The organism is Nonomuraea sp. NPDC049758, from assembly GCF_040674635.1.
GTDB lineage: Bacteria > Actinomycetota > Actinomycetes > Streptosporangiales > Streptosporangiaceae > Nonomuraea.
Window position 1 is genome coordinate 121,073 of the sequence record NZ_JBFAMZ010000023.1, and the last position, 24,309, is coordinate 145,381.

General features: G+C 70.8%; 25 protein-coding genes. 10 read left to right on the forward strand and 15 right to left on the reverse strand.

The annotated features are described in order from the left end of the window. Positions 1-20: 20 nt before the first annotated feature. The 5 genes from AB0J46_RS42445 to AB0J46_RS42465 are packed head-to-tail and all read right to left on the reverse strand — an operon-like array spanning position 21 to position 4,671. The gene (locus AB0J46_RS42445; RefSeq protein ID WP_364340719.1) at positions 21-1,145 is read right to left on the reverse strand and encodes a hypothetical protein; all 1,125 of its coding nucleotides are present in this window, start codon (positions 1,143-1,145) and stop codon (positions 21-23) included. 20 nt (positions 1,146-1,165) lie between these two features. After that, positions 1,166-1,876: an ABC transporter ATP-binding protein gene (locus AB0J46_RS42450; protein WP_125629991.1), complete on the reverse strand. Its 711-nt coding sequence runs from the start codon at positions 1,874-1,876 to the stop codon at positions 1,166-1,168. Continuing rightward, the gene (locus AB0J46_RS42455) at positions 1,873-2,712 is read right to left on the reverse strand and encodes an ABC transporter permease subunit (RefSeq protein ID WP_364340721.1); all 840 of its coding nucleotides are present in this window, start codon (positions 2,710-2,712) and stop codon (positions 1,873-1,875) included. The genes AB0J46_RS42450 and AB0J46_RS42455 overlap by 4 nt, the downstream gene beginning before the upstream one ends. Beyond that, positions 2,709-3,704 (reverse strand): ABC transporter substrate-binding protein, encoded by a 996-nt coding sequence (locus tag AB0J46_RS42460; protein ID WP_364340723.1) that lies wholly within the window; start codon positions 3,702-3,704, stop codon positions 2,709-2,711. Before AB0J46_RS42460 ends, AB0J46_RS42455 begins: the two co-directional genes overlap by 4 nt. Next, complete coding sequence (locus AB0J46_RS42465; RefSeq protein WP_364340725.1) at positions 3,697-4,671, reverse strand: ABC transporter substrate-binding protein; 975 nt, start codon at positions 4,669-4,671, stop codon at positions 3,697-3,699. The genes AB0J46_RS42460 and AB0J46_RS42465 overlap by 8 nt, the downstream gene beginning before the upstream one ends. A gap of 125 nt (positions 4,672-4,796) precedes the next feature. Between AB0J46_RS42465 and AB0J46_RS42470 the strand changes: the two genes are divergently transcribed. Next, positions 4,797-5,570, forward strand: coding sequence for an IclR family transcriptional regulator (locus AB0J46_RS42470; RefSeq protein WP_364340727.1), 774 nt, complete (start codon positions 4,797-4,799; stop codon positions 5,568-5,570). Position 5,571: 1 nt separating this feature from the next. On the opposite strand, the gene AB0J46_RS42475 is transcribed toward AB0J46_RS42470, so the two are convergent. Next, the gene (locus AB0J46_RS42475) at positions 5,572-6,429 is read right to left on the reverse strand and encodes a helix-turn-helix transcriptional regulator (RefSeq protein WP_364340729.1); all 858 of its coding nucleotides are present in this window, start codon (positions 6,427-6,429) and stop codon (positions 5,572-5,574) included. 138 nt (positions 6,430-6,567) lie between these two features. Here AB0J46_RS42475 and AB0J46_RS42480 point away from each other — a divergent pair, with 138 nt between their 5' ends. Beyond that, the gene (locus tag AB0J46_RS42480; protein ID WP_364340731.1) at positions 6,568-7,293 is read left to right on the forward strand and encodes an alpha/beta hydrolase; all 726 of its coding nucleotides are present in this window, start codon (positions 6,568-6,570) and stop codon (positions 7,291-7,293) included. 127 nt (positions 7,294-7,420) lie between these two features. Here the strand turns inward: AB0J46_RS42480 and AB0J46_RS42485 are convergent, their stop codons facing one another. Continuing rightward, positions 7,421-8,014 carry a DUF6461 domain-containing protein gene (locus AB0J46_RS42485; protein ID WP_364340733.1) on the reverse strand — a complete coding sequence of 198 codons (594 nt, stop codon included), beginning with the start codon at positions 8,012-8,014 and terminating at the stop codon, positions 7,421-7,423. Between the two features lie 261 nt (positions 8,015-8,275). On the opposite strand from AB0J46_RS42485, the gene AB0J46_RS42490 reads away from it, so the two are divergent. After that, positions 8,276-9,793 carry an RtcB family protein gene (locus AB0J46_RS42490; RefSeq protein WP_364340735.1) on the forward strand — a complete coding sequence of 506 codons (1,518 nt, stop codon included), beginning with the start codon at positions 8,276-8,278 and terminating at the stop codon, positions 9,791-9,793. Between the two features lie 149 nt (positions 9,794-9,942). Here AB0J46_RS42490 and AB0J46_RS42495 read toward each other — a convergent pair whose 3' ends face one another. After that, positions 9,943-10,641 carry a hypothetical protein gene (locus AB0J46_RS42495; protein WP_364340737.1) on the reverse strand — a complete coding sequence of 233 codons (699 nt, stop codon included), beginning with the start codon at positions 10,639-10,641 and terminating at the stop codon, positions 9,943-9,945. Positions 10,642-11,181: 540 nt separating this feature from the next. Between AB0J46_RS42495 and AB0J46_RS42500 the strand changes: the two genes are divergently transcribed. Both AB0J46_RS42500 and AB0J46_RS42505 read left to right on the forward strand, forming a co-directional pair. Further along, positions 11,182-11,520 (forward strand): hypothetical protein, encoded by a 339-nt coding sequence (locus tag AB0J46_RS42500; RefSeq protein ID WP_364340738.1) that lies wholly within the window; start codon positions 11,182-11,184, stop codon positions 11,518-11,520. Between the two features lie 281 nt (positions 11,521-11,801). Further along, positions 11,802-12,860 carry an FAD-dependent monooxygenase gene (locus AB0J46_RS42505; RefSeq protein ID WP_364340739.1) on the forward strand — a complete coding sequence of 353 codons (1,059 nt, stop codon included), beginning with the start codon at positions 11,802-11,804 and terminating at the stop codon, positions 12,858-12,860. Here the strand turns inward: AB0J46_RS42505 and AB0J46_RS42510 are convergent. The 3 genes from AB0J46_RS42510 to AB0J46_RS42520 are packed head-to-tail and all read right to left on the reverse strand — an operon-like array spanning position 12,852 to position 14,309. Continuing rightward, positions 12,852-13,157: a hypothetical protein gene (locus tag AB0J46_RS42510; protein ID WP_364340740.1), complete on the reverse strand. Its 306-nt coding sequence runs from the start codon at positions 13,155-13,157 to the stop codon at positions 12,852-12,854. The genes AB0J46_RS42505 and AB0J46_RS42510 overlap by 9 nt on opposite strands. Continuing rightward, a complete protein-coding gene (locus tag AB0J46_RS42515; protein ID WP_364340741.1) occupies positions 13,133-13,315 on the reverse strand; it encodes a hypothetical protein in 183 nt (60 codons plus the stop codon). Before AB0J46_RS42515 ends, AB0J46_RS42510 begins: the two co-directional genes overlap by 25 nt. A gap of 46 nt (positions 13,316-13,361) precedes the next feature. After that, positions 13,362-14,309, reverse strand: a complete 948-nt coding sequence (locus tag AB0J46_RS42520) for a LysR family transcriptional regulator (protein ID WP_364340742.1) — start codon at positions 14,307-14,309, stop codon at positions 13,362-13,364. 128 nt (positions 14,310-14,437) lie between these two features. Between AB0J46_RS42520 and AB0J46_RS42525 the strand changes: the two genes are divergently transcribed. The 3 genes from AB0J46_RS42525 to AB0J46_RS42535 all read left to right on the forward strand — a co-directional run bounded on the left by AB0J46_RS42525 (position 14,438) and on the right by AB0J46_RS42535 (position 17,322). Continuing rightward, the gene (locus AB0J46_RS42525; RefSeq protein ID WP_364340743.1) at positions 14,438-14,884 is read left to right on the forward strand and encodes a carboxymuconolactone decarboxylase family protein; all 447 of its coding nucleotides are present in this window, start codon (positions 14,438-14,440) and stop codon (positions 14,882-14,884) included. Between the two features lie 69 nt (positions 14,885-14,953). Continuing rightward, positions 14,954-16,402: an MFS transporter gene (locus tag AB0J46_RS42530; protein ID WP_364340744.1), complete on the forward strand. Its 1,449-nt coding sequence runs from the start codon at positions 14,954-14,956 to the stop codon at positions 16,400-16,402. Positions 16,403-16,437: 35 nt separating this feature from the next. After that, a complete protein-coding gene (locus tag AB0J46_RS42535) occupies positions 16,438-17,322 on the forward strand; it encodes an NAD(P)-binding domain-containing protein (RefSeq protein WP_364340745.1) in 885 nt (294 codons plus the stop codon). Between the two features lie 106 nt (positions 17,323-17,428). Here AB0J46_RS42535 and AB0J46_RS42540 read toward each other — a convergent pair whose 3' ends face one another. After that, positions 17,429-18,196, reverse strand: coding sequence for an SDR family oxidoreductase (locus AB0J46_RS42540; RefSeq protein WP_364340746.1), 768 nt, complete (start codon positions 18,194-18,196; stop codon positions 17,429-17,431). Positions 18,197-18,377: 181 nt separating this feature from the next. On the opposite strand from AB0J46_RS42540, the gene AB0J46_RS42545 reads away from it, so the two are divergent. Then, a complete protein-coding gene (locus AB0J46_RS42545) occupies positions 18,378-19,220 on the forward strand; it encodes a helix-turn-helix transcriptional regulator (RefSeq protein WP_364340747.1) in 843 nt (280 codons plus the stop codon). A 149-nt stretch (positions 19,221-19,369) separates the two neighbouring features. Here the strand turns inward: AB0J46_RS42545 and AB0J46_RS42550 are convergent, their stop codons facing one another. After that, positions 19,370-20,851 (reverse strand): alpha/beta fold hydrolase, encoded by a 1,482-nt coding sequence (locus AB0J46_RS42550; protein WP_364340749.1) that lies wholly within the window; start codon positions 20,849-20,851, stop codon positions 19,370-19,372. Between the two features lie 638 nt (positions 20,852-21,489). Here AB0J46_RS42550 and AB0J46_RS42555 point away from each other — a divergent pair. Then, positions 21,490-22,386, forward strand: coding sequence for a type II CAAX endopeptidase family protein (locus tag AB0J46_RS42555; protein ID WP_364340751.1), 897 nt, complete (start codon positions 21,490-21,492; stop codon positions 22,384-22,386). An 8-nt stretch (positions 22,387-22,394) separates the two neighbouring features. On the opposite strand, the gene AB0J46_RS42560 is transcribed toward AB0J46_RS42555, so the two are convergent. Both AB0J46_RS42560 and AB0J46_RS42565 read right to left on the reverse strand, forming a co-directional pair. After that, positions 22,395-23,084: a response regulator transcription factor gene (locus tag AB0J46_RS42560; protein ID WP_364340753.1), complete on the reverse strand. Its 690-nt coding sequence runs from the start codon at positions 23,082-23,084 to the stop codon at positions 22,395-22,397. After that, positions 23,081-24,265: a histidine kinase gene (locus AB0J46_RS42565; RefSeq protein ID WP_364340755.1), complete on the reverse strand. Its 1,185-nt coding sequence runs from the start codon at positions 24,263-24,265 to the stop codon at positions 23,081-23,083. Before AB0J46_RS42565 ends, AB0J46_RS42560 begins: the two co-directional genes overlap by 4 nt. Between the last annotated feature and the right edge of the window lie 44 nt (positions 24,266-24,309).

Genomic DNA, 24,309 nt, shown 5'->3' on the forward strand with positions numbered 1-24,309 from the left:
GTCAGATCTTTCCTAGGGGTTCAGCGGAAACGGGCGGCGTCCGGGTCGGCCGCGGCGACTGGCCCGTCTCGTCGAGGAAGCCGGGCGGCGGCAGGTGGTACGGCGGCTCGGCGCCGGCCGGCAGGAGCGCGGGCTCCCGTTCGCGGGAGTCGAACTCCGCGCTGACCGCCGCGAGCGTCTCGGGCTGCTCGACCAGCGTGACCGCCGCCGTGGCCAGGTAGCGGGCGGCGGCCGATCGCCGCCTGCAGCCGCCGCGCGAACGCGTGGTCGGCGTCGGTGAACGCCGGCGGCCCCAGCTCGCTCATCGTGTGGTGCAGCAGCTCGGCGCCCGCCCGGTTGCCGAGCCCCTGCCTGATGGCGGTGACCAGGCGGTGCTCCAGCCGGGTCCCGCTGCCGGCGGCGGCGGCGTGGGCGCAGGTCACGACCTGGTCGTAGAGGGTCCTGGCGGCGGCGGCCGTGGACTCGCGAACGTAGACCCAGACCGTCCGCAGGTCGGGGGTGACGTTGGGGGCGCCGCCACCGCTGATCGTGTAACTGACGCGGCCGGCGGGGGAGACGTGGCCGGCGCGCAGGCGCTCGACCATCTCCGTCAGCAGCAGCGCGCCGTCCAGGCCGCTGCGGGTGCCCAGCGGGCTCGAGCCGTGGCCGGGCGAGCCGAGGAAGGAGAACGTGGCCGAGTACAGGGCGCTGGTGACGTCCCAGCCGGTGCCGGTGACGGGGGCGGGGTGCCAGTCGAGGAAGGCGTCCAGCCCGTCGTAGGCGCCGTCGCGCACCGCGTACGCCTTCCCGACCAGGTGCTCCTCGCCGGTGGACGCGAACACCTTGATCGTGGCCCGGCTCCCCAGTGCCGTGGCGGCGGCGATGGCCGTGCCGGCCCGCTGGGACAGGCCGGGCAGGGCGTCGTACTCGACGTTGAAGCCCAGCACCGGCCCGCGGTCGCCGTGGGTGGCGACGAACGCGGCAGGCAGGCCGGCCGTGCCCCACGCGATCGTGAAGCCGTGAGCGCGCAGGAGCGCGGCGGTGGCCGCCGCCGAGCGCCATTCGCGCAGCGACGGCTCGGCGTAGGCCCAGATCCGGTCGGCGAGCCCGGTCAGCGCGGCGGCGTTCCCGGCGATCCAGCCCGCCGCCGTCATGGCCCTGCTCACGGCACTGCTCCCGGGCGCCGTCATGGCGCCGCTCCCGCGTGGGCGTCCACGCCGAGGTCGGCGAGGAGCCGGCGGCGCAGCTCGACGAAGTCGGGGTCGGTGCGGTCGCGCGGCCGGTCGAGCTCGACCCGCACATCGGTGACGAACGTGCCCGCGCGCAGCACCGCGATCCGGTCGGCGAGCAGGATCGCCTCCTCGACGTCATGCGTGACCAGCACCACGGCCGGGCGGTGCCGGGCGCACAGCTCGGCGATCAGGTCCTGCATGTGCAGCCGGGTCAGGGCGTCCAGCGCGGCGAACGGCTCGTCGAGCAGCAGCAGCTCCGGCTCGCGTACCAGGGCCCTGGCCAGCGCGACCCGCTGGGCCTCGCCGCCGGACAGCGTCGCGGGCCAGGCGTCGGCATGGCTGCTCAGCCCCACCTCGGCCAGGGCCGCCAGGCCCTTGGCGCGGGCGGCGCGGCCCTGCCCGATGATCACGTTGGCGAGGGCGCGCTTGGACGGGACGAGCCGCGGCTCCTGGAAGACGACGGTGCGCACCGGCGGCACCAGCACGCTCCCGCCGCCGGCCGCGTCCAGCCCGGCCAGGATGCGCAGGAGCGTGGTCTTGCCGGTGCCGCTCGCGCCGAGCAGCGCCAGGAACTCGCCGCGCCGCACGTCCAGGTCGACCCCGTCGAGCACGGCCCGCTCGCCGAAGACCTTGCGCAGCCCCCGGGTGCGTACGGCGAGGCTCATCGGATCGTCACCGCCCTGCGCCAGGGCATCGTGACCCGCTCGGCCAGCCGCAGGGCCAGGTCGGCGGCGAGCCCGATCACCGCGTACAGCAGCACGCACAGAGCGAGGATGTCGGTGCGCAGGTAGTCGGTGGCCCGGGCCATGAGGTAGCCGAGCCCGGCCGTCACGTTGATCTCCTCGGCGGCGATGAGCGCGATCACGCTGAGCGTGGTGGACAACCGCAGCCCGGCGAAGATCGACGGCAGCGCGCCCGGCAGCACGACCTCGCGGGCGACGGCCAGCCGGCCCAGTCCGAACGAGCGGGCCGCCTCGACGACCTTGCGGTCCACGTTGCGCACCCCGCTGGAGACGTTGACGTACATGGGGAACGTGCAGGCCACCCCGATCAGCAGGATCTTGGACGCCTCCTCGATCCCGAACCAGACGATGAACAGCGAGGTCAGCGCCAGGAACGGGATGGCGCGCAGGGCCTGCATCGAGGAGTCGACGAGCTCCTCGCCGAGCCGGGTGAAGCCGGCGACGACGCCCAGCGCCAGCCCCGTGGAGGCGCCCAGCAGCAGGCCGAGCCCGGCCCTGGTGACCGACACGCGCAGCGCCTCGGGGAGCTGGCCGTCGGCCCACAGCTCGCCGAAGGTGTTGACGACATCTTGAGGGCCGGCGAGCACGTCCTGGGTGAGGGCGCCGGTGGCGGTGGCCGCGTACCAGGCGGCGAGCAGCAGGACGGGGCCGGTGGCGCGCAGCGCGAGCGTGACGGCCGGGTGGCGGCCGGACGAGCGCGGCGGCTGGGGCGCGACGAGCCCTTCGACGCCGGCCTCCGCGTGAGTGGCCACGCTCATGATCGCGCGCTCCCGAGCGTGTTCACGTCCACGACGTGCTGGGAGACGTCCAGCGGCGCGGTGAGCACTTTCTGGTCGAGAAAGAACCTCGCCACATCCTGATATTTCGTGATCTCGGCGGCGGTGACGGCCTGGACGGGCCTGCCCTTCTTCTGGATGCCGGCCACGAGCTCCTTCTGCTCGCCCTGCACGGCCTGCGGGCCGGTCTGGGTGAAGACGTTCAGGTACGCCGCCGGATCGGCGATCTCCTTGGCGCTGCCCTCCTTGATGAACGCGAACAGCGCCTTGACCACCTCGGGATGCTCCTGCAGCAGCTTGTTGGCGGCCACGTAGATCACGTAGTTGTCCGACTTGATCGCCTCGCCGTCGGCCAGGACGCGCGCGTCCAGATCGGTGACGGCGGGGATGAGGAAGGTGGAGAAGGTGGACCAGGCGTCCACCTTGCCCGAGCCGAAGACCGGCGCGGTCTGCGGCGGCGGCAGGTAGACCCGCTTGACCTTCTCGACCGGCACGTCGAACGTCTGCAACGCCTTGAGCAGCAGGTACTCGCTGGTGCCGCCATGCCCGACGGCCACGCTGCGCCCGGCCAGATCGGCCACGGACCTGATCGGCGAGTCCTTCTTCACCACGATGCCCTCCCCGGCCAGGTCGGGCGGGACGGTGGCGAAGATCTTGAAGCTGGGCTTGACGGCCAGCGCGGTGACGCCCGAGGTGATCGAGCCGGTGGCGATGTCGAGCGAGCCCGCGTTGATGGCCTGGGCGGCCGGGGCGAACACGGAGAAGTCACCGGCCCACCTGACCTTGGCGTTGACCTTGGCCAGGGCCGCGTCCAGGCTGCCGTCCTTCTTCGCGACGGCCAGGAAGCCGCTGTTGCCGGGGTCGGAGATGCGCACGACGACCTGCTCCTGGCCGGCGGCGGTGGTGGTGGTGTCCGGGCCGCCGCAGGCCGTGGCCAGGAGGGCGAGCGGAAGGGCGAGCAGCAGCTTACGCATGGGTGACTCCTTGGAGCGGGGTGTGGTCGGCCCAGGCGGCGACGTCCACGGGTGATTCGAGGAAGCCGTGGCCGCGCAGGAAGCGCTCCTGCTCGGCCAGCAGGTCGAGGCGTTCGGCGGACAGGTCGAGGTGGAGCGAGGCGCCGGGGCGGTAGGCCGCGGCCACGCCGGTCGCGCCGGCGCCGGTCTCCGCGCCCAGGATCCTGGCCACCTCGGACGGGTGCGCGGCGGCCCAGTCCGCGGCGCGCAGCAGGACGGCCAGGAAGCGGGTGACCACCTGCGGATGCTCGTCCAGCAGGCGCTGGTGGACGGTGATCGGGCGGGGGGAGCCGTTGTTGATCCGCGCGCGCCGGTCCGGCACGGCGTCCAGGTCGATGCCCACCTCCGCGCCGTGGCGCAGGGCGGCCTCGACGGCGAGCGCGCCCTTGACGTAGACCGCGTCCACCCGGCCGGCGGCCAGCGCGGCCAGCTCCGCCTCCCACTGGCCGCCGTCCGGCTCGGCCTCGACGTCCACCAGTTCGGCGTCACCGAGCCCGAGCCCGGCCAGGGAGAGCGCGCCGTGGAAGCCGCGCAGGGCCATGGCCCGCCAGAAGTCGATGGCGATGCGATGCCGGGGCGCCGCCAGCCGCAGGCCCTTGAGCTGCTCGGGGCTCTCCAGGGCGGTGCCGCCGCGCACCAGCACGACCTGCCGCTCCTCGATCCAGGTGAGCCCGATGAGCCTGGTCGCCTCGCCGCGCGAGCGCGCCCACAGCGCCGGCACGTTGCCGCCCTCGCGGAACAGGCCGGTCAGGGCGTGGGTGTAGTGGGTCTCGCGGGGCACGCCGGGGTCGTCGTCCTGCAGCGAGCGGACCTCGATCCCGTCGCCGGCGAACTCTCCCGCCAGCCAGCCCTGGTCGGCCGCGATGCCTGTGGCGGTGGGGACGGGACAGCGGGTGAACCAGATGGCGTCGAGTGCGACTGTGGTCATGGGCAGAGTTTGCTTGTAAATTGGTAGGAAATGCAAAGATTGTCCCGCGATGCGGGAAGCGTTCCCGGCTGGACCGGCTCCTACCTGGTCCCCGATCTCCCTACTCGGCAGACGGAGTTTCCCGCATGGCAGCAGACGACAGCGTCCAGTCGGTGCGCAGGGCGATCGGCCTGCTCGGCTGCTTCGGAGGCGGTGACGCCTCACTCGGCCTGTCCGACCTGGCGCGCAGGATGGGGCTGTCCACCTCGACCACCCACCGCCTGGCCAGGACGCTGGCCGCCACGGGCTTCCTGGAGCAGGAGGCGCGCACCGGCCGCTACCGGCTGGGGCCGTCCATCACGGAGCTGGGGCAGCTCTCCTTCCACCGGCGTGGCCTGCACCGCGTCGCCCCCGAACTGGCCGAACTGGCCCGCATCACCTCCGCCACCGTGGACCTGGCCGTCCGCAACGACCGGCACGCGGTCATCCTGAGCGGCGGCTCGCTCAACCCCGACAGCGGCGCCGGGCTGCGCCGCCCCCTGCACTCCACGGCGCTGGGCAAGGTGCTGCTGGCCTGGGACCCGGAGGGCAGCGCCGACCTGGAGGCGCTCGGCCCGCTGCCGGCGCTGACCGGCCGCACCATCGTGGACCACCGCGAACTGCGCGAGGAGCTGGTCCGCGTGCGCGAGTCCGGGTACGCGCTCAACGACGGGGAGTCGGGCGACGGCATCCGCACCGTCGCGGTGCCGGTGCTCGACCGGCACAACCACGTCCGCTACGCGCTGGCCGTGCGCTCCACGCCGCTGGTCATCAGCGACGCGCGGATCGACTGGTTCGCCGCGCACGCGCGGGCCTGCGCCCGCGCGCTGGAGGTGCTGCTGATCCCACCGGCCGAGCGCCGCCTGCGCCCCTCCGCCTGAGTCACGCCTTCCGCCGGCTCCTGCCGTGGCTGGATTCGGCGGAAGGCGTGACGGAGGCGAGGAGCGCCAGCTTCTCGGCGCTGCCGGTGCCGGGGTCCGGGTGCAGGACGATGAGCGTCTGGCCCGCCGCGCCGCTCACGCCCAGCCTCTCCCGGTTCAGCCACAGCTCGCCGACCTGGGGATGGTCGAGGCGTTTGGGCGCGCCTTCGCACGTGTTCACGTCGTGGCGGGCCCAGAGCCTGCTGAACAGCGGGCTGGCGAGGGAGAGCTCGCCGACGAGTTCGACGAACCGGGGATCGTCGATGTCGGCGCCGACGGACTTGCGGAAGCCGGCGACCATGCCCTGCGCGCCGTCCTCCCAGTCCGGGTAGAGAGCCTGCTCGGCGGGGTCGAGGAACACGTCCCGCAGGCGGTTGCGTCCCGCCACGAGCCGCGGCGACAGGGCGGTCGCCGGCGCGTTGGCGGCCAGGACGTCGAAGGAGCGGCCCTCCACGTACGCAGGCAGCGTGAGCGCGGCGACGAGCTTGGCGATGCCCGTGGGAACGCTCTCCTTGCGGGGCCGCCGCCGTCGCCGCCGGGGGTCGCCCGCCCCGAGGCGCAGCAGATGGGCCGTCGCGTCGTCGTCGAGCTGCAGCACGCGCGCGAGGGACACCAGCACCTGCCCGGACGGGTTGCGGTCGCGGCCCTGCTCCAGGCGCAGGTAGTAGTCGGCGCTGATGCCGGCGAGCATCGCGACCTCCTCCCGGCGCAGGCCCGGCACCCGCCGTACGCCCAAGGAAGGGATGCCGGCCTGCTCAGGAGTGACGAGTTCCCGGCGGGCGCGTACGTATTCGCCCAGAAGGTTGGATTCGCCGCTCATGCGCCCCACGGTAACGGCGCACCGCGGCGCGTGCCTGGCCCCCCCACCCCCAGGATCGCGAGGGCTCTGGCTGCGCCGGCGGACGAGCGGAAACCTCACTCGGGAACGAACACCCCTTTGATGAGCAAGGAGCCGCACATGTCAACGTACGTGCTGGTACACGGAGCCTGGCACAGCGGACGATGCTGGGAGCGGGTGGTGCCGCTCCTGACCTCGGCCGGGCATCGGGCGGCCGCGCCGTCGCTGACCGGCTACGGCGACAAGGCCCGTCTGCTCGGCCCCGGGGTGGGACTGGACACCCACGCCGGCGACATCGTCGAGCTGATCACCGGGAACGACCTCACCGACGTGATCCTGGTCGGCCACAGCTACGCCGGGCTGGTCATCTCCTCCGCCGCCAACCGCATCCCGGAACGCATCGCCCACCTGGTCTACCTCGACGCGATGGTCCCGGAGGACGGCGAGAGCGCGGTGGACGTGCAACCCGTCACCCAGGCCCTCATCGACCGCGCCGCGCAGTCCGGGACCGGCTGGCGGATCCCGCCGATGCCCGAGCTGCCGACGCCCCTGGGCCTGTTCGGGGTCACCGACCCGGCGGACGTGGCCTGGCTGCGGGCGATGCTGTCGGACCAGCCGGTGCTCTGCCTCCAGCAGCCGGTCCGGCTGGACAACCCCGCCACGCACGCGATCCCGCGGACGCACATCCACTGCGTCGCGGGCGTACCGGAGGGCATCACGCGGCGGCCCGTTCCGGCGACGCAGCCCAACGGCAGCCCCGCACAGGTGTGGGAGCTGCCGACGGGCCACGACTGCATGATCACCATGCCGGCCGAACTCACCGAACTGCTGCTCAAGCTCGCGTGACCCGGTGGCGCCCCGAGTCGGCCACCCGGGGATGTTCGCCGGGCACGTCGTCGCCCGCCTGACGCAGGTCAAGCCCTTGGGCCTGGTTTGACGCCCATCGCGAACCGGGGACGCGTCAGTGCTGAGGTCAGAACAGGTACAGGCTGTGGGTGCGGTCCAGCCACCCTGCGTCGATCTCCCGCCCGGTGAGGCGACCTGCCAGCCGGAGGGCCGATGTCACGCCTACCTCGACCGTGGTGGGGTCTTCGTTGAAGATGTCCGCTGGTTCGTCCAGTTGGAAGTGCAGGTCTCGCATGAGCTGGTCGAGCGCGGTGGGGTCGGCCCCGAACCGCTCACTCGGCCAGACGAGGTTGAGCCCGACCACCGTGACGCCGTCGACGGCCCAGTCCAGACGATGACCGCCGGCGCATTGAATGTTCAGCAGGCGCGTTCCGCGCGACGCCTCCTGGATCCAGGAGAAGTCATTCGGAAACCAGTCGAACATGAAGGCCTGCACCCATCCGCCGGCAGCGCCGGCCCACATGCTCGCACGGCCGCCACCGAGGCCCGCCATACCGTCCAGGCCGCACCGGTACGCGCTGGCCGGATCGGCGCCGAGCCGCCGGGCCAGCTCGTTGCCACCCATCCCTTCGGCCCACACGATGTGGAAACCCGGATATTCGGCCGCACCGTCGAACCCGCGGGTGGCCAGCTGGTCGTAGAGGTCGGTGGGTTTTGGCATGTGATCTCTCCGCGATCAGAGGCGTTGTTGTAGAGGATCCACTTCAGGTTGACGTACTCCCCGTGTTCCGGGCCTCCTCGGTGGAGGAGTAAATCCGTGGTGGGGGCGGCGCGTGCCGTACTACAGTCGCGCACGCCTTCACCTCGCGGCTGCTGAACCACGAGGCCCGCGGCGGCGGCTCCGGTCCGTCGCCTTCTTCGGCGCGTTTCGGTCGCGCCCGCCCCTTGCATCGCTTTCAGCAGCCCGAAGGACTTCACCATCATGCGCATCCGTCAGGACCGCCGTCTCCTGCGCCGCGACGAGCAGTGGCTCACCCTCCCGAACCCTTGGGACATCCCCGTCGACATCTGTGCCGACGAACGTGTGCCGCTCGAACCGGCCGCCGTCGACGAAGTGCTGTCCGTCCTGGAGACCGCCGACACCCTCGACCGCCTCGCCGAGGCCGTACCCGGGCACGACGGTCCGCTGCCCCGCCTGGTCCGCCTCGTCCTCACCCCTGACTTCCACAAGGGCGCGGGCGTCCCGATCGGCACCGTCATCGAGACCGAGGGCGCGCTGCTCCCGCAGGCGGTCGGCAACGACGTCAACTGCGGCATGCGGCTGGAGGTGACCTCACTCACCGTGGAGCAGGTACGGCCGCGCCTGGACGCCCTGGAACGGCGGCTGCGGCACCTGTTCTTCGAGGGCGGCCGCCGCATCGCCCTCACCCCCGCCCAGCGGGAGGCACTCCTGCGCGACGGGCTCCCGGGGCTCCTGCTCACCGGCGACGCCCCCTGGCAAGGTCACCAGCCGACCGACACCGAGGACTGCCTGGACCGCATGCACGCTCCGGCGCACCCGACCGGCACCGCCGACGCGTTCGCCGACTGGATCACCAGCGCGGGCGGCGCCGAGGCCGCCAGTCATGACAGCCTCATCGGCAGCATCGGCGGCGGCAACCACTTCGCCGAACTGCAGTACGTGGCACGGGTCCACGATCCCGCCGCCGCGTACGCGTGGGGCCTGACGGCGGGCGCGGTCGTCCTGATGGTGCACAGCGGCTCACTGGCGCTGGGACACCAGGCCAACGCCACGGCGCTGGACCGGCTGCGCCAGACCTGGCCGCCGGGGTTGTCGCGACCCCGCAACCAGATCCTGCCGTTCCTGCTGAACGAGCGCACGGCCGCCGCCCGGCGCCGCTACCTGGACGCCTTCGGCAACGCCGCCAACTTCGCCTCAGGCAATCGGTTCTTCCTCGCCCTCACCATGCGCGCCGGGCTCGCCGCCGAATGCGGTCAGATGACGACGCGCCTGGTCTACGACGCGCCGCACAACCTGTTCTGGCAGGAGGAGGACCGTGTCGTCCACCGCAAAGGCGCGACGCCGGCGGGTGGTCACGAGCAGATGAGCGGCGGCCCGTACGCGATCTGGGGCGAGCCCGTGATCGTGCCCGGGTCGATGGGGGCGTCCAGCTACCTGCTGCGGGGCCACGGCAACGCCCGCACGTTGGCCAGCGCCTGCCACGGCGCCGGACGGCGAGTCCCGCGCGGGGCCACCGCGCGGGCCGGCGACCGCGACCTCGACGCGTTCCTCCGGGAGTTCCGCGTGGTCACGCCGCTGGACCACCGCGATCCGGCCGTGGCGCGCCGCGCGGACGTGATGGCGGCCTGGCGGCGCGACCTCAAGCAGGAAGCTCCGTGGGCGTACAAGGACATCGGGCCCGTGGTGTCGAGCCTGCAGGCGGGAGGCGTGGCGGACCCGGTGGCCGAGCTGCGCCCGCTCCTCACCGTCAAGGGCTGACCGCCTTCCCCGCGCATGATGTGCCGCTCGGGTGTTGAGTCATACCTCGGGGGAATGACCGACTTCGCCGACCCCAAAAGCCTCACAGTTACTGATCAGTCGCCCTTCGGGACATGCCGAATGGTGCAAGATTCCCGACAGAGCCATGCTTAGGAATGTCGCAGATCGTACTCAATGCGACGCCCCACCTTGTCGAGGATCCGCATGCGTTCGTGCTCGAGCGAAGGCAGGGGCAGATTCACTCCTTGGGATGTGGCTGAGAGGGCCGCCTCGATCGGGTCTGGGTGCAGGGCCGCTATGAGGATGCGCGTGGCGCTGCTGGCCCGTTCAAGCTCCGACGCTCCCTCTGCGCGGCCCAGGGGGACCTCGGCGCGCAGTCTCCTGGCTTGTTGCCAGGTCGCGTCTCTGTGCTCGGCCAGTCGCGTCTGGATGGCTTCGCGCCGGCCCGGGTAGCGCTCTCCGTGGTCGAGCAGCGCGGTGATCTCCTCTGCCAACTCATCCTGTAGCAGGGCCACTCCGACGGCGATGGATCCGACCATCTGGACGATGGACGGAGCTGCCATGGGAGCTGGCTCGGTCAGAATGCGCACAAACTCCGGTTCGTCAAGAAAGGACGGCCGAGGCTTGAAGGGGGACACGGGCAGGTCAGGCAGTGGGTCCGTGATCGTGAAGACGAACCACGGCGAATGTAGCCGGTCCGGTGTCAGGGGCCGTACGCTGACTCTTTCACCTAGTGCCAGGCTGCGTGCCTTACGCGCTTCGATCGGTAGCCCGCTGTTCAGGCCAACCTCCCGCAGCACCGGGTCCAGCACGGCCGGGTCTGCTCCGTAGCGGGTCTCGATGTCCACCAGAGGGAACACCATCTTGATCTCTCCGTCTACGGCGTAGCCGACCGAGCTGTCCAGTTCGACGTTCCAGTGGACGCTCAGTCGTCACCGGGCCAGTCCCCGCTGAGCAGGTCCGCGCCGAATCTACGCGCGACCCCCTCTAAATCGTCGCTCTGGCACCAGGTGAGGCACAGTTGTCCTGGTAGGCCGGCTGCGAGAAGTTCGGCGAATGGCACGTCCGAAGGATGCATGTGGTGACCCTTTGCGCGTGAGCGGATTACTGATTGTGGCCGCCCGGTTTGGAGCAGCCGCAATCAAACCCTGGTGGGTGCCGGGCCGCCCCGGGCGTCGCTCGTCGGTGAAGGCCCACTTACGCGCTACCAGGTTGCGGCGCCGGCGCAAGCTCGTTGCTGGGGTGACGTGGAAGACTTCCACCCATCGACGGCGCAAGCCAGAGTCGGTCGGCGTGATCCCACCGTGGCCGGCCACGGAGTTGACGGCGGAGTACCTGGTTCTCGAGGCCCTCACCAACCGTGGACCAGCGATGACAACATCCTTGGGGTGGTCGCAACCGCCGCTCTGACCGTGCAGCAAAACCCGAGCTCACAGTACGAAATCGTGTTTCCCGAGCGAGACACCATCACTTTGAACGGGCAGCGCCAGGAATTTGGTGATGGATCCGGACAATGCTGGTCGTCGGGCGCGCTTTCTGAATCGAGACAGGGATGGGAATACGAACACTTCTACAACCACCATCGTGCCGGCCAAGCCCTGGACCGAGCGGCGCCGCTGCGCACTGTCCCCGATCCGCTCACGGACCCAGAGCAAATCATCGACCTGAACATATGGCGACGAGACCGGCTCGGCGGCGTCCTTCGCGAGTACTCACATGCCGCTTGAACTGCATGGATGCAACTTTCGGCGGGCGTAGAACGCCACCGCCCCGACTGCTGCATCGTCGATGCGTGCGAACAGCCGGCTCGGGCTCGGCGTGGCGTAGCGCACGTGGTAGCGCACTGTATGCGTATAACTACTCTGTGCCAAATGAAGTACAGAAAGTGATTTGTGTCGGCGGCGGACCCGCTGGCCTGTATTTCGCGATCCTGATGAAGCTGCGCGATCCTTCGTGTGACATATCCGTTTTCGAGCGCGATCCGGCGGGTTCGACGTACGGCTGGGGCGTGACGTACTGGGGCAGCCTGCTCGACCGGCTGTACGAGAGCGATCCCGAGTCGGCCCGCGCCATCGGCGAGGCGTCCGTGCGGTGGCATGACGGGATGGCCCTCGTCGGCGGCCGCACCACCACGCACCGCGGCGACGAGGGCTTCGGCATCGGCCGCCACCGGCTGCTCGGCATCCTGGCCGACCGGGCGATCGCACTCGGCGTGCGGGTGGAGTTCGAGCGCGAGATCCTCGGCGAGGTCCCCGACGCCGACCTGGTGGTGGCCGCCGACGGGGTGAACAGCCCGCTGCGCGGACGCCACGACTTCGGTACCGAGGTCGCCACTGGGGGCAACGTCTACATCTGGCTCGGGACCAGCAAGGTCTTCGACGCCTTCACCTTCGCCTTCGTGGAGACCGAGCACGGCTGGATCTGGTGCTACGGCTACCCCTTCGACGACGAGCGCAGCACCTGCGTGATCGAGTGCGCGCCCGCCACGTGGCGCGGGCTCGGGCTCGACCGCGCCGACGAGGCGGGCAACCTGGAGCTGCTGGACAAGCTGTTCGTCGACCTGCTCGACGGGCACCGGCTCGTCGGGCGCGGGCAGGGCGTCGCGCAGTGGCTGCGCTTCCAGACCGTGAAGAACCGCTCCTGGCACCGCGGCAATCTCGTCCTGCTCGGCGACGCCGCGCACACCACGCACTACTCCATCGGCGCCGGGACCACGCTCGCGATCGAGGACGCCATCGCGCTGGCCGGCGCGATCGAGCGCCACCCCGCCCTGGCGCCCGCGCTCGCGGCCTACGCGCGGGAGCGCAAGGCCGCGCTGTTGCCGGTCCAGAGCGCCGCCCGCTACAGCGCGCGGTTCTACGAGGACCTGCCGCGCTACCTGCGCCTGGAGCCCGCGCAGATGTTCGCGCTGCTCGGCCAGCGGCACTCGCCGCTGCTGTCGTACCTGCCGCCGCGGCTGTACTACCGGCTCGACCGGGCGGCGAGCCGGCTGGAGGCGCTGCGCAAGATCAAGCGCTGGGCCGGGCACTGGATCGCCGGGTCGTCACTGCAGTCCTTGTCACGCTGACGGGGTCAGCGCAGGTCCCGGACGAGGCGGCCGATGACGGAGCGGACCGTGCGCGGCCACCCACACCTCCTGATGGTCGACATCGACGACCAGGTGGTCACGACCGCTCCTGTCCGCCTCTTCACGGAAGCGGCGGTCGCCGGCGTGATCCCAGGCCGGCAGGTGGTCGGTGTTGGGGACGGCACCGAAAAGGGCGAGCACGGCCTCGGCTGCGCCCACGTGGTCGATCGCGCGCTGCACGTCGGACAGCCGGAGCACGACATCAGCGCGCATCAGGTCGAGCTGCGCGGCCAGCATGGGCAGCGTACCGTCTCCTCGCCGCCGAGGCCGCTCCCGGCCAGCTCGGCGAGCGCGAGCGAGAGGCCCGTCTCGGGGCCCAGGTGGTGGAACACGTGGAGGAGACGCGGCTTGACCGCTCGGTAGAGGGTCCGTCGTACCCGATCGGAAACACCCATGCCGGCTCCTCGGCTCCCTCAGGTCATCGCCGGACGCCGCGCCTTGTCACCACCGATCGCGCGCCACCGCGCCTGCCGACATGTGCGCTTGTTGATCAAGTGACTCAGGCCTTGAGGCGTGCTTCTCCACTGCCACCCTGGCGAAGGCCAGGGCCTTGGCGGAGACGCTCGCCGTACGCCATATCAGCGCGTACTCGAACGGCCCGACGTCGTGGAACGGGACGTAGACCAGGTTGGGCCGTGGATAGTAACGGGTGCCCTGGGCGGCGGCGATCGTGACGCCCTCGCCCGCCGCGACGAGAGCGAGCAGTTCCTGCCAGTACTTCGTGGTCGTCGAGTGATGGATGGGCCGCCCGGCCGGGGTGCGATCAGGCATGTGACGCGCCTGGAAATAGCCCGGCAGGCCGTCGATGAGCCGCAGGTTCTCGCCTCCGAGATCCTCGATGGAGATCGACGTACGGCCGGCCAGGCGGTGCGAGGCGGAGACGGCGAGCATGGTCCGGTCGCGCACGAGCACCGGGCCCACGGTCAGATCGGGCTCGTCCACGGGCAGTTCGATCACCTGGAGGTCCAGCTCGCCCCGTCGCAGCGCGCTGTACCTGTCTGACAGGTGGACTTCGCGGATCTGCACCTCACACCGCGGATGCGAGGCTCGGAACGCCTCGACCACGGTCATGACCCGCTCGCTGGCCAGCGGGCTGGAGAAGCCCACGCGCAGCACCTCGCCGGTGCCGCGCGCGGTGTTCGACGCTTTGGCCACGGCTTCGAGAATTCCGTGGCAGTGCGGACCGAGGTCTTCGCGCAGTTGCCTGCCCAAGGGGGTCAGGGCCACCCGGCGGCTGGTGCGCTCGAACAGCGGGCCGCCGATCCGGCGTTCCAGCGCCTGGGTCATCTGGCTGACCCGGGCGCGTGACACGTGCAGGCGGTCGGCCGTGCGGCCGAAATGCAGCTCTTCGGCCAGCACCAGGAACGTCTCCAGCTCCTGCCAGTTCACCGGCACCCCCTTTCGGTAAGGGCACCTTACCGAGCGGTGAGAACTTTGCCGTTGTTCGTGACCATCTGCCGGATTCACACTTCTTCAGGCAGACGACCACCGACCGCGACGAAGGGCTGAACCACACGATGACCAGGCAGCGCATCGAACTGGCGGCAGCGTCGCCACGAGCCGTCAGCCTGATCACCGACCTGGAGGACGTGCTGCGGCGCGAGGGGTTGTGCGATGACCGGTTGCGCGAACTGGCGCGCATCCGGGTCGCCCAGCTCAACGGCTGCGCGTACTTCCTGGCCCTGCGTTCCGCGGAGGCGATCCGCCTGGGCGAGCGGCAGGAGCGGCTCAACGAGCTGGCGGGCTGGCGCGACTCGCGCCGGTTCACCGACTCCGAACGTGCCGCCCTGGCTCTCGCCGAGACGATGACCAGGCTTCCGGCCGACGGCGTGCCCGATGACGTGTACGGCGCGGCGGAGAACCTGCTCGGTCCCTACAACCTCGCGAATCTGATCATGGCCGTGTCCGTCGCGAACGCGCTCGACCGCATGTGCCTGACCGCGAGGGTCTCCCCTCCCCACTAGGCCTCACCGGGCCTGACATCCCCACGGGGCGGCTTCGCGCTGCCCTGATACATCCCAGAAGAGGAAAAGATGACACCTCGCGAACCCCTGGCGGCCCCCGACCCTCGGAGATGGCTGGCGCTGACCCTCTTGGTGGCGTCCTTCTTCATGGTCATCGTCGACTCCCAGATCGTCATGCTGGCCCTGCCCTCCATCGAGAGCGAACTCGGCTTCTCCCCGGGCGGCGTCCAGTGGGTGATGAGCGCGTACCTGCTGAGCTTCGGCGGCCTGCTGATGTTCGGCGGGCGCACCGCCGACCTGCTCGGCGGCCGCCGGATGTTCCTGTTCGGCACCGCCCTGTTCGGCCTCGCCTCAGTGCTGTGCGGCCTGGCCTGGAACGACTCGGTGCTGATCACTGCCAGGGTCGTCCAGGGCGTCGCCGCCGCGATCATGACACCGACCGCGATGGCGGTGCTCATGCACACCTTCGCCGAGGGGCCCGAGCGCAACAAGGCGCTGGGCATCTGGACCGGCGTCGGCGCCTTCGGCGCGACCGCGGCGCTGCTCATCGGCGGCCCGATCACCGACGGGCTCGGCTGGGAGTGGATCTTCTACATCAATGTCCCGGTCGTCGTGGCGGTCCTGGTCCTCGGCCCCCGTCTGCTCAAGACGACGCCGGTCCAGGACGGCCGCCGCCGCTTCGACCCGGCGGGCGCGGTGACCATCACCGCCGCCATCGCCCTGCTGGTCTACGCCGTCTCCGAGGCGCCGCTGGTCGGCTGGGGCAGCGGCCAGACCGTCGGCATGCTCATCGGCGCCGCCGTACTGCTCGTGATCTTCACCGTGATCGAGAACCGGTCGCAGGCCCCGCTGGTGCCGCTGCGGATCTTCCGCTCGCCGACCGTGGTCGGCGGCAACATCCTGATGCTCATCGTCGCCATGACGGTGTACGGCGGGGCGCTCATCACCTCGCTCTACGCCCAGCAGGTCCTCGGCTACAGCGCGGTGAAGTTCGGGCTCAGCACCGCGATCTACGCGGTCATGTCGATCATCGGCGCGAACGTCAGCGCCCGGCTGGTCGCCAAGGTCGGCTACAAGCCCATCGCGATCGCAGGCATGACGCTGCTGGCCGGCGGCCTGCTGCTGCTGACCCGGATCGACCCTGACGGCGGCTACTGGAGCGACCTGTTCTTCGGCCTGGTCGTCTTCGGCTCCGGAATCGGCAGCACCAACGTCGCAGCCTCCATCGCCTCGCTCACCGGCGCCAAGCCCGAGGAGTCCGGCCTGGTCTCCGGCATCAACAACGCCGTCTTCCAGATCGGAGCCGCGCTCGGCATCGCGATCGCCTCGTCGGTCGCCTTCGCCGCCACGACGGGCGCCGACGCCGAGGGCCTGAACGACGGGTTCCAGGCGGGCTTCCTGGCCACCGCCGTCTTCGCGCTGGCCGGGCTCGCGACGGCGCTGCTCCTGCTGCTGCACCGGGACAGGAAGACGTCCTCACAGGGCGCCGGCAAGCACTCGGTGCCCGTTCACCACTAATGACCCGACCACCACACATCACCAAGGAACACGCAATGACAGACGACAACGTGACCGTCATCGGGCTGGGCTCGATGGGTACGGCCATCGCCGAGGCGTTCATCAGGGCAGGACACCCCACGACGGTGTGGAACCGTACGCCGCGCAAGGCCGCAATCCTCGCCGCCAGGGGCGCGATCCACGCGGAGGCGATCGAGGACGCCGTGGCCGCGAGCCCGTTGATCGTCACCTGCCTGACCACGTACGAAGACACCCGCCAGATCCTGCAGCCGGTCGCCGCCGCCCTGTCGGGGCGCACCCTGGTCACCCTGAACAGCGGGTCCCCGGCCGGTGCCAGGGAGACGGCCGCCTGGGCCGGCTCCCACGGGGCCCGCTACCTCGACGGCGCGGTCAAGAACGTGCCCGCAGCCGTGGGGGCGCCGGACACCCTGCTCTACTACAGCGGGGACAAGGCTGTCTTCGACGCCTGCGAGCCGACGCTGACGACACTGGGCGGCGACACCGTCCACCTGGGCGACGAGGTCGACCTGGCCGCCCTGTACGAGATGGCGGTGGGCGCCCTCCTGCTGCCCACGCTCGTCGGCTTCTTCCAGGGCGCCGCCGCCCTCCGGGCGCGCGGGCTGGACGCGGGCAGCATGGTGCGCTTCACCGGCAAGTGGCTGGACATGATCAAGTCCCTGCTCCCGGTGTATGCCAGGGAGATCGACAGCGGTGACTACAGCGACGCCGCCTCCTCCGTGAACCTGTTCCTGGCCGGAGCGGCCCACGACGAAGACCTCGCGCGGGAGACGAACGTCGACGTGGCATGGCTCGGCCCGCTGAACGACCTGCTGAGGCGAGCCGCCGAGGCCGGCCACGGCGACCACAGCATCTCCGCTCTCACCGAGGTGCTCGGCAGGCCGACCTCACCCTCCGGCTGAGAGGGGGAGGGGCGCCGTATCCACTCCCTCGTGCAGTCGTGGCCGCCCACGGGAGCATTTCGTCCGAACGGGTGCCATCGCGGCAAGCCGGTCTCGGCGGAGGCGGTCAGCTGGGCTGGCCGGTGGGCATGATGGTGACCTGCTGGAGGTTCGCCCGAGGCGGCAGACTGGCGATGAACCCGACGGTCTGCGCGACATCCTGCGGCGTGAGCCACTCCATCGTCTCCTTGGAGCCCTCCAGCCACGCCCGCGCGCCCTCGTCGGTGACGTGACTCTGCAGCTCGGTGCCGACGATCCCCGGCTCGATCGCCGAGACCCGCACGTTCTTGGCCCCCAGCTCGGCCCGCAGGTGCCGGGACAGATGAGTGACGTACGCCTTGGTCGCGGAGTAGACGGCGAAGTTCGGGAAGATGTTCTGCGCCGCAATGGAGGAGGTGTTGATCAGGTCGGCCACGCCGCGCGTACCCGCTGCCTCGACCAGCTGGGGGACGAACGCGCCGATCACGTTCATCAGGCCCGTGATGTTGAGGTCGATCTGGCGCTGCCACTGATCGGCGGTCAGCTCCTCGATGGGGGCGGGCAGCATGACGCCCGCGTTGTTCAACAGCAGGTCGGCCCCGCCCAGCTCGGCCGCGACCCGCTCGGCGGCGGCCCGTGCCGCCGCCGCGTCGGTGACGTCGGCCGCCAGTGCCGAAGCCTGACCACCGGCCTCACCGATCCGGACGACGAGGTCGTCCAGCCGTTCCACACGCCGCGCCACGACGACCACACGTGCGCCCAGCGCGGCCAGTAGCTCGGCCGAGGCCTCGCCGATCCCGCTGGACGCGCCGGTGACGACGGCCACGCGGCCGGCGAGAGGGGTTGCTGCGTTCATGGTGCAAGCCTTCCGAGTTCATCCGCGGCCCATCGCCGCGGTCCCTCACCAGCACACCAGTCCACGTCCCCTTCCCGGGGCGCCCGAACGGGCCCTGCCCGGGCAGGTACCCGCGAGGCAGGTACTGGCAGGGCCACCTCCGTGCACCTGGCCGCTCGCCCGTCCCTGCACACTGGAGGACATGGACCGCAGTCGCGAACTCGCCGACTTCCTGCGCTCACGCCGTGCCCGGATCACCCCGGACCAGGCCGGGCTGCCCGCCGACGGCCGCGGGCGTCGCGTGTCCGGCCTGCGCCGCGGCGAGGTCGCCAGGCTGGCCGGGGTCAGCACCGAGTACTACACCCGGCTCGAACAGGGCCGCGCCGGTCACCCCTCGCCCGAGGTCGTCGAGGCGCTCGCGCGGGCCCTTCAGCTCGACCCCGCCGAACGCGAGCATCTCACCGACCTGCTGGCTCGCCCTGCCCGCCACGCCCCCGTCAGCCCCCAGCAGGTCAGGCCCGGCCTCCATCTGATGCTCCAGACCCTTCATGACGTGCCCGCCTTCATCCTCGGCCGCCGTACGGACGTCCTGGCCGCCAACCGCCTGGCCCGCGAGGTGCTGACCGATTTCGAGGCCCTTGCCGTGCCTCAGCGCAACCTGGCCCGCTACTACCTGCTCGACCCCGAAGCCCGGATCCGTACCGGCGACTGGGAACGCGTCGCCGCGGAGACCGTCGCCATGCTCCGCCTGGAAGCCGGTCGCCATCCCCAGGATCGCCGGCTCGCTGACCTCGTCGGCGAGCTCACCCTGCGCTCACCGGAGTTCAGCTCCTGGTGGAACGACCACCGCGTGCTGCGCCGCACGCACGGCACCAAGCACTATCGCCATCCCCTCGTCGGCGAGCTGCACTTCCACTACGAGTCCTTCCAGCCTCCGGGCGACCCCGACCAGACCTTGTGCGTCTACAACGTCGAGCCGGGCTCCCCGACCGCGCAGGCGCTCCGGCTCCTCAGCAGCTGGGTGGCGCCCACCGCCGCACCTTGACGGAGCAACCCGATCAGACGGGCCACCATGCAGAGATCGAAGACCGGGTTCGTCGCGCTCGTACGCCCCGTCACGCGTCGTCAGAGCTCGGCACCCCCTGACACTGAAGGATCTTGCGGATGCCACCCTGACCTCGCTCTGAGCGTTGATCATTCGGTGGGGCAGACTGTGCCCGGGTCTGGGAGTGTCAGGTCGGTCAGGTATCTGGTGGCGTGCCTGATCGGGCACTTCTTGCCTGACAGGTACATGACGTGACCGGGTCCGTCATAGGCGATGGTCACCGATCCCGGGATCATGCTGGCGAAGCTCTTGGTCGAGGTGTGGTCGAACCACGTGGTGCCCACCCCCAGGAAGGGCGGCAGACCCCGCGTGAGCAGCGGGCGGGACGGATTGGCGACCGGCAATGGCCAGCCTGTGCAGCCGAGCGCGTCGATGGCCGCTCCCGCGTACTCAGGTGCGATCTTCCGCGCTTTCCTGCGGAAGTCCTCAAGCTGGGCATAGCTGGTGTAGCCGCGGTCGTCCCCGCAGCTCATCACCTGGGCCCCGGGCGTTGCCGAATACCGCGCGTTGAAGAGCGCCTGATCGGCGAACCCTGACCCGTCCCCGCTCCGCGCCTTGTCCACCGCGGCCGCGAAGGTCAGCCAGTTGGCGTTCTCCGGCCCCGGGTCGAGGGGGAGGGTGGAGGTCAACAGCCATCCGGTGAGCTTCCCCTCGCCGTACTGGGACGAGGTGACCGAGATCGGATGGCGATCGGCATCCCGCAGGAGCCTGCGCCACACCGCCTCGACGTCCTGGCCGTGCAGCGCGCAGGCGGGAGTCTCCGCGCACCAGTCGGCGAACCTGGTGAACATCCGCTGCATGACCGGCAGACTCAGCAGCCGCTGCGCGGGCCAGCCGTCGGTCTGGTTGTTCACTCCATCGAGGTACATGGCCCGGATGTGCTGAGGAAACAGCCGGGCATACGCGGCGGCCGCGGACCCGCCGATGCCGCTGGCCATGAAGCTCAGCCGCTCTTCGCCCAGCGCCTCGCGGATCGCCTCGGTGTCCCTGGCGATCGACAAGGCATCCAGGTGCGCGAACAGCCCCGTCGTGTCCGCCTTCTGACACTCCTTGAACGCGTCGTTCATCGCCGCGGCCAGCGCCGCGAGCTCCTTCGCGTTGCGCGGATCATGCGGGGACGCCCCCGGCTGCGTGCATGCCTGGGGCATGTGCGCGATCCACGTGGTGGTACGCGCGTTGTAGCCGACCAGATCGAACGTGCGCCGCAGCTCGGTGAGATCCGCCGCGGAACGGGTCAGGTCCTGGATCCCGTAACCGCTGGAGATGCCCAGGACGCTGCCGAGCCGGCGTGGCGGCTCAGTGGCCGGCAACCGGGCCAGCTCCAGGGTGATCTGCCGTCCCTGCGGCTTCGCCCAGTCCGCGGGGACATCGATCGCAGCGCACTGCATGCCCGCGGGCACGCCCTCGCTCCCGCAGTCCTGCCATCTCAGCGGTCCGTCAATCCCGGCAGCCGACGCCGCCGGGGCCATCCCGATCAGCATCGCCGCGGCTACGGCGATGACCGGCCACCTGCTCCTACGGCGTTCGCCGCCGCGGCGCTCACCAGGGTTCCGTGCGCGTATCGTGATCATGATCCCAGCGTGCCGTCGCGGGCGGCCGATTTCGTCCTGCCTTGAGACGGTCCAGCAGCGACGATCCAGGACCCCGGTCCTAATCTCCAGGGTGAACCAAGGCATGTAGGCGGTCATCGCGGCTCGCGGACGAGCCGCTTCAACAGACGGGCCACGACCACGGCACGTACCGCCGTTTGGTGCGCGAACCGCAGATCCGCCCGCTGATCGCCCGTCGCGGCACCGAACATGGCTCGCCTGGGCAAGGGAGGCTGCCGCTCTAGGGCCGGTCGGCGTCAGCTGCGTATCATGCCGGCCGCCGACGCCCCTCTCGACGTGGTACGTCGCTTGCGTAGACGGTGCGCTGGGGTGACCTCTTCCGTGTGGGCTGTTCTTGAGTGCTCTCAGGAGTGGCTCACATGCCCTGTACGTCGCGGCCAGGAGGGGGGGCCCGACCAGGACGATGTCGGCGGCCTTCATCCGGTCGCTGCCGGTGCGCAGGCCGGCGAGGCGGGGGGACAGAAACCGGGGCGGTTCCTGGTCCCTCCTGAGAGCTACCGCTGTGTCCGTTCCAGGGGGATGGCATGCCCGGCTCCGATCCCTAGCCTCGCCTAAGCCGCGGAAAACACCGCGGACATCTGATCGAAAGGATCGCGATCGTGGCGTCCCCTGAGCATCCGAGAACCACCCCTTCGCACGCCGGTTCGGCCACGGCCCGTGACCGGTTGCGCAGGTTCCGGTTCCCCGTTCTGCTGGTCGCGTTGTTCGGTGTGATGTCGGTGACGACCGGGATCAACCAGTTCGTCTCGCCCGTGCCGATCCTCGCCCTGCCGGTGGGGGGCGGCCTGGCCATCGTCGCTGTCATTTGCTACCGCTGGTTGTGCCGGGTCGTCGAGCTGCGTCCGGACGTCCCCGAAGTCGGGAAGACGCGGCGATGGTCCCAGCTGTGGCGCGGGATGTTGCTCGGGTCGGGCCTGTTCGCCGGGGTGATGGCGCTGATCGCGGTGTTCGGTGGCTGGCAGGAGCTGTCCTGGGGTTCCTTCGGCGGCTTCCTCGGCGCCGCGGGGCTGATGGCCGGCGTCGCCGTGGCCGAGGAACTGCTGTTTCGCGGGGTGGTGTTCCGCATCATGGAGGAACGTACCGGCACTGTGATCGCCCTGGTCGTATCCATGCTGCTGTTCGGTGCGATGCACCTGGTCAACGGCAACGCCACCCTGTGGGGCGTGTTCGCGATCGCCTTGACGGGCGGAGCCATGCTGGCCGCCGCCTACGTCGCCACCCGGTCGCTGTGGCTGCCCATCGGCCTGCACTTCGCGTGGAACTTCGCCCAAGCCGGGATCTTCGGGGTCACGGTCTCCGGATCGGCCGTGCCGCCCGAGGGCCTGCTGAACGTCACGCTGTCCGGCCCAACCGCGCTGACCGGCGGCGTCTTCGGCCCTGAGGCCAGCCTTTTCGCGGTGCTGGTCTGCTTGGTGCCCACGATTCTGCTGCTGCGGCGGGCCGCCCGCGCCGGCCGGATCCGGCCTCGGCCGGGCCGCGCCGAGCTCTCCGCCTGACCGCCGTGTCAACCCTGATCGGCGGCCACCAATCCCACCCGGTAGGCGAGCACGACCGCCTGTACACGGTCGCGCAGGTCGAGTTTCGTCAGGATCCGCGACACGTACGTCTTGACGGTCTCGATGCTGATGGACAGTCGTGCGGCGATCTCCGAGTTGGACAGGCCCTCGGCGAGCTGTTCGAGGACTTCCAGCTCCCGCTGGGTCAGCGCCCGCACGACCTCCTGCAGGGCCGGCCGGGCGGAGTCGGTGGGGCGCAGGCGCTCGGCGAAGTGGCCGATGAGGGCCCGGGTGACGGCGGGCGCGAGCAGGGAGTCGCCGCGCGCGATCGTGCGTACGCCGTCCACCAGTTCCTTCGGCCGGGCGTCCTTGAGCAGGAAGCCGCTGGCGCCTGCCCTGAGTGCTTCGTAGGCGTACTCGTCGACGTTGAACGTGGTCACCACCAGTACCTTCACCGGAGCGGCGACGCCTGGCCCGGCCAGTCGCCTGGTGACCTCGATGCCGTCCAGGACGGGCATCCGGATGTCCATGACGACGACGTCCGGCAGCAGCCGTCGGGCGGCCTCGAGCGCCGCGCGGCCGTCCGCGGCGTCCCCGACGACCTCCATGTCGGGCTGGGCGGAGAAGATCGTGGTGTAGCCGGTGCGCACCAGCTCATGGTCCTCACAGATGAGCACCCGGATCGGCGTACTGGTCATGCGGTGCTCCTGAAGGGGATGAGAGCCCGGACGCTGAACCCGCCCCCGGGCCGGGCGCCGGCGGTCAGCTCACCGTTCAGCATCTGGACACGGCGGCGCAGCCCGTCCAGCCCGCGCCCCCCGGACGGCACGGCGGGACCTTCCACCAGAGCGGACCCGTCGGTGGTCACCTCGATGTCGATGTGGCCGGCGCGGTGGTGGACCGTGACCCTGGTGGGCCGGCCGGTCGCGTGCTTGATGGCGTTCGTGAGGGCTTCCTGAACCACCCGATACGCGGCCAGCTCGACGTCGACCGGCTGAGGCCGGCGCTCGCCGTGCTCGGTCAGTTCGACGGACTGGCCGGAGACGCGGGCCTGTTCGACCAGGTCGGCAATACTGTCAAGGCCCGGCGTACGGGCCGTGAGCGCGTCGTCGCCGGTCGCCTCCAGCACACCGAGCAGATGCCGGAGCTCCGTCAGCGCCCGCCGGCCGGTGTCGCCGATGGCGGCCAGCCCTTGCCCTGCGCGTTCCGGTGCGGTGCCGACCAGGAACTGTGCGGCGTCGGCCTGCACCACGATGGCGGTCACGTGATGGGTGACCACGTCGTGCAGCTCACGGGCGATGCGGGCACGTTCGTCGGCGCCGGCCGCCAGCGCGGCGAGCCGCCGCCGTTCGGCCTCCTCGGCCCGCCACCGGCGCATCCCGGCTCCGGCCATCCAGATCACGACCAGAACCAGGTAGAAAGCGACGAAGTCCGGGATCCGGTTGGGGGATCCCAGCTGGCTCAGGACGATCGCGAGTGCGGCGTAGCCGGCGCTCACCGCCGCCGCGAGCGTGCGACGGTGCCGGGGCTGTTGGGCTCCGGCCGTATACAGGGCCAGGTAGAAGCCGACGCTGGCGAACGTCTGCGGATAGCAGAGCGCCTGATGAACGGCGAAGGCGGCGCCGATGACGGCCAGGCATGCCGCCGGGTGACGGCTGCGGAACGCCAGCGGCGCCGACTGCGCCACGGTCAGCACCACCGCCAAGGCGTCGGCCGGTCGCTTCGGCAGGTCACTGAGCTGGGCCCCGATGACGGACAGCGTCGGCACGAATGCCAGCGCAGTGAGCGTCGCCGCGAGCGCGCCGTCCTTGACCAAGGACGGCCGGGCTCTCCACCAGGCCGGCCATGAGCGGACGGCCAGGGGAACGCGCGCGAACACCGGTGTAGTCTAACGGCCCGCTGCCCGTACCTGCGGTACTCAGG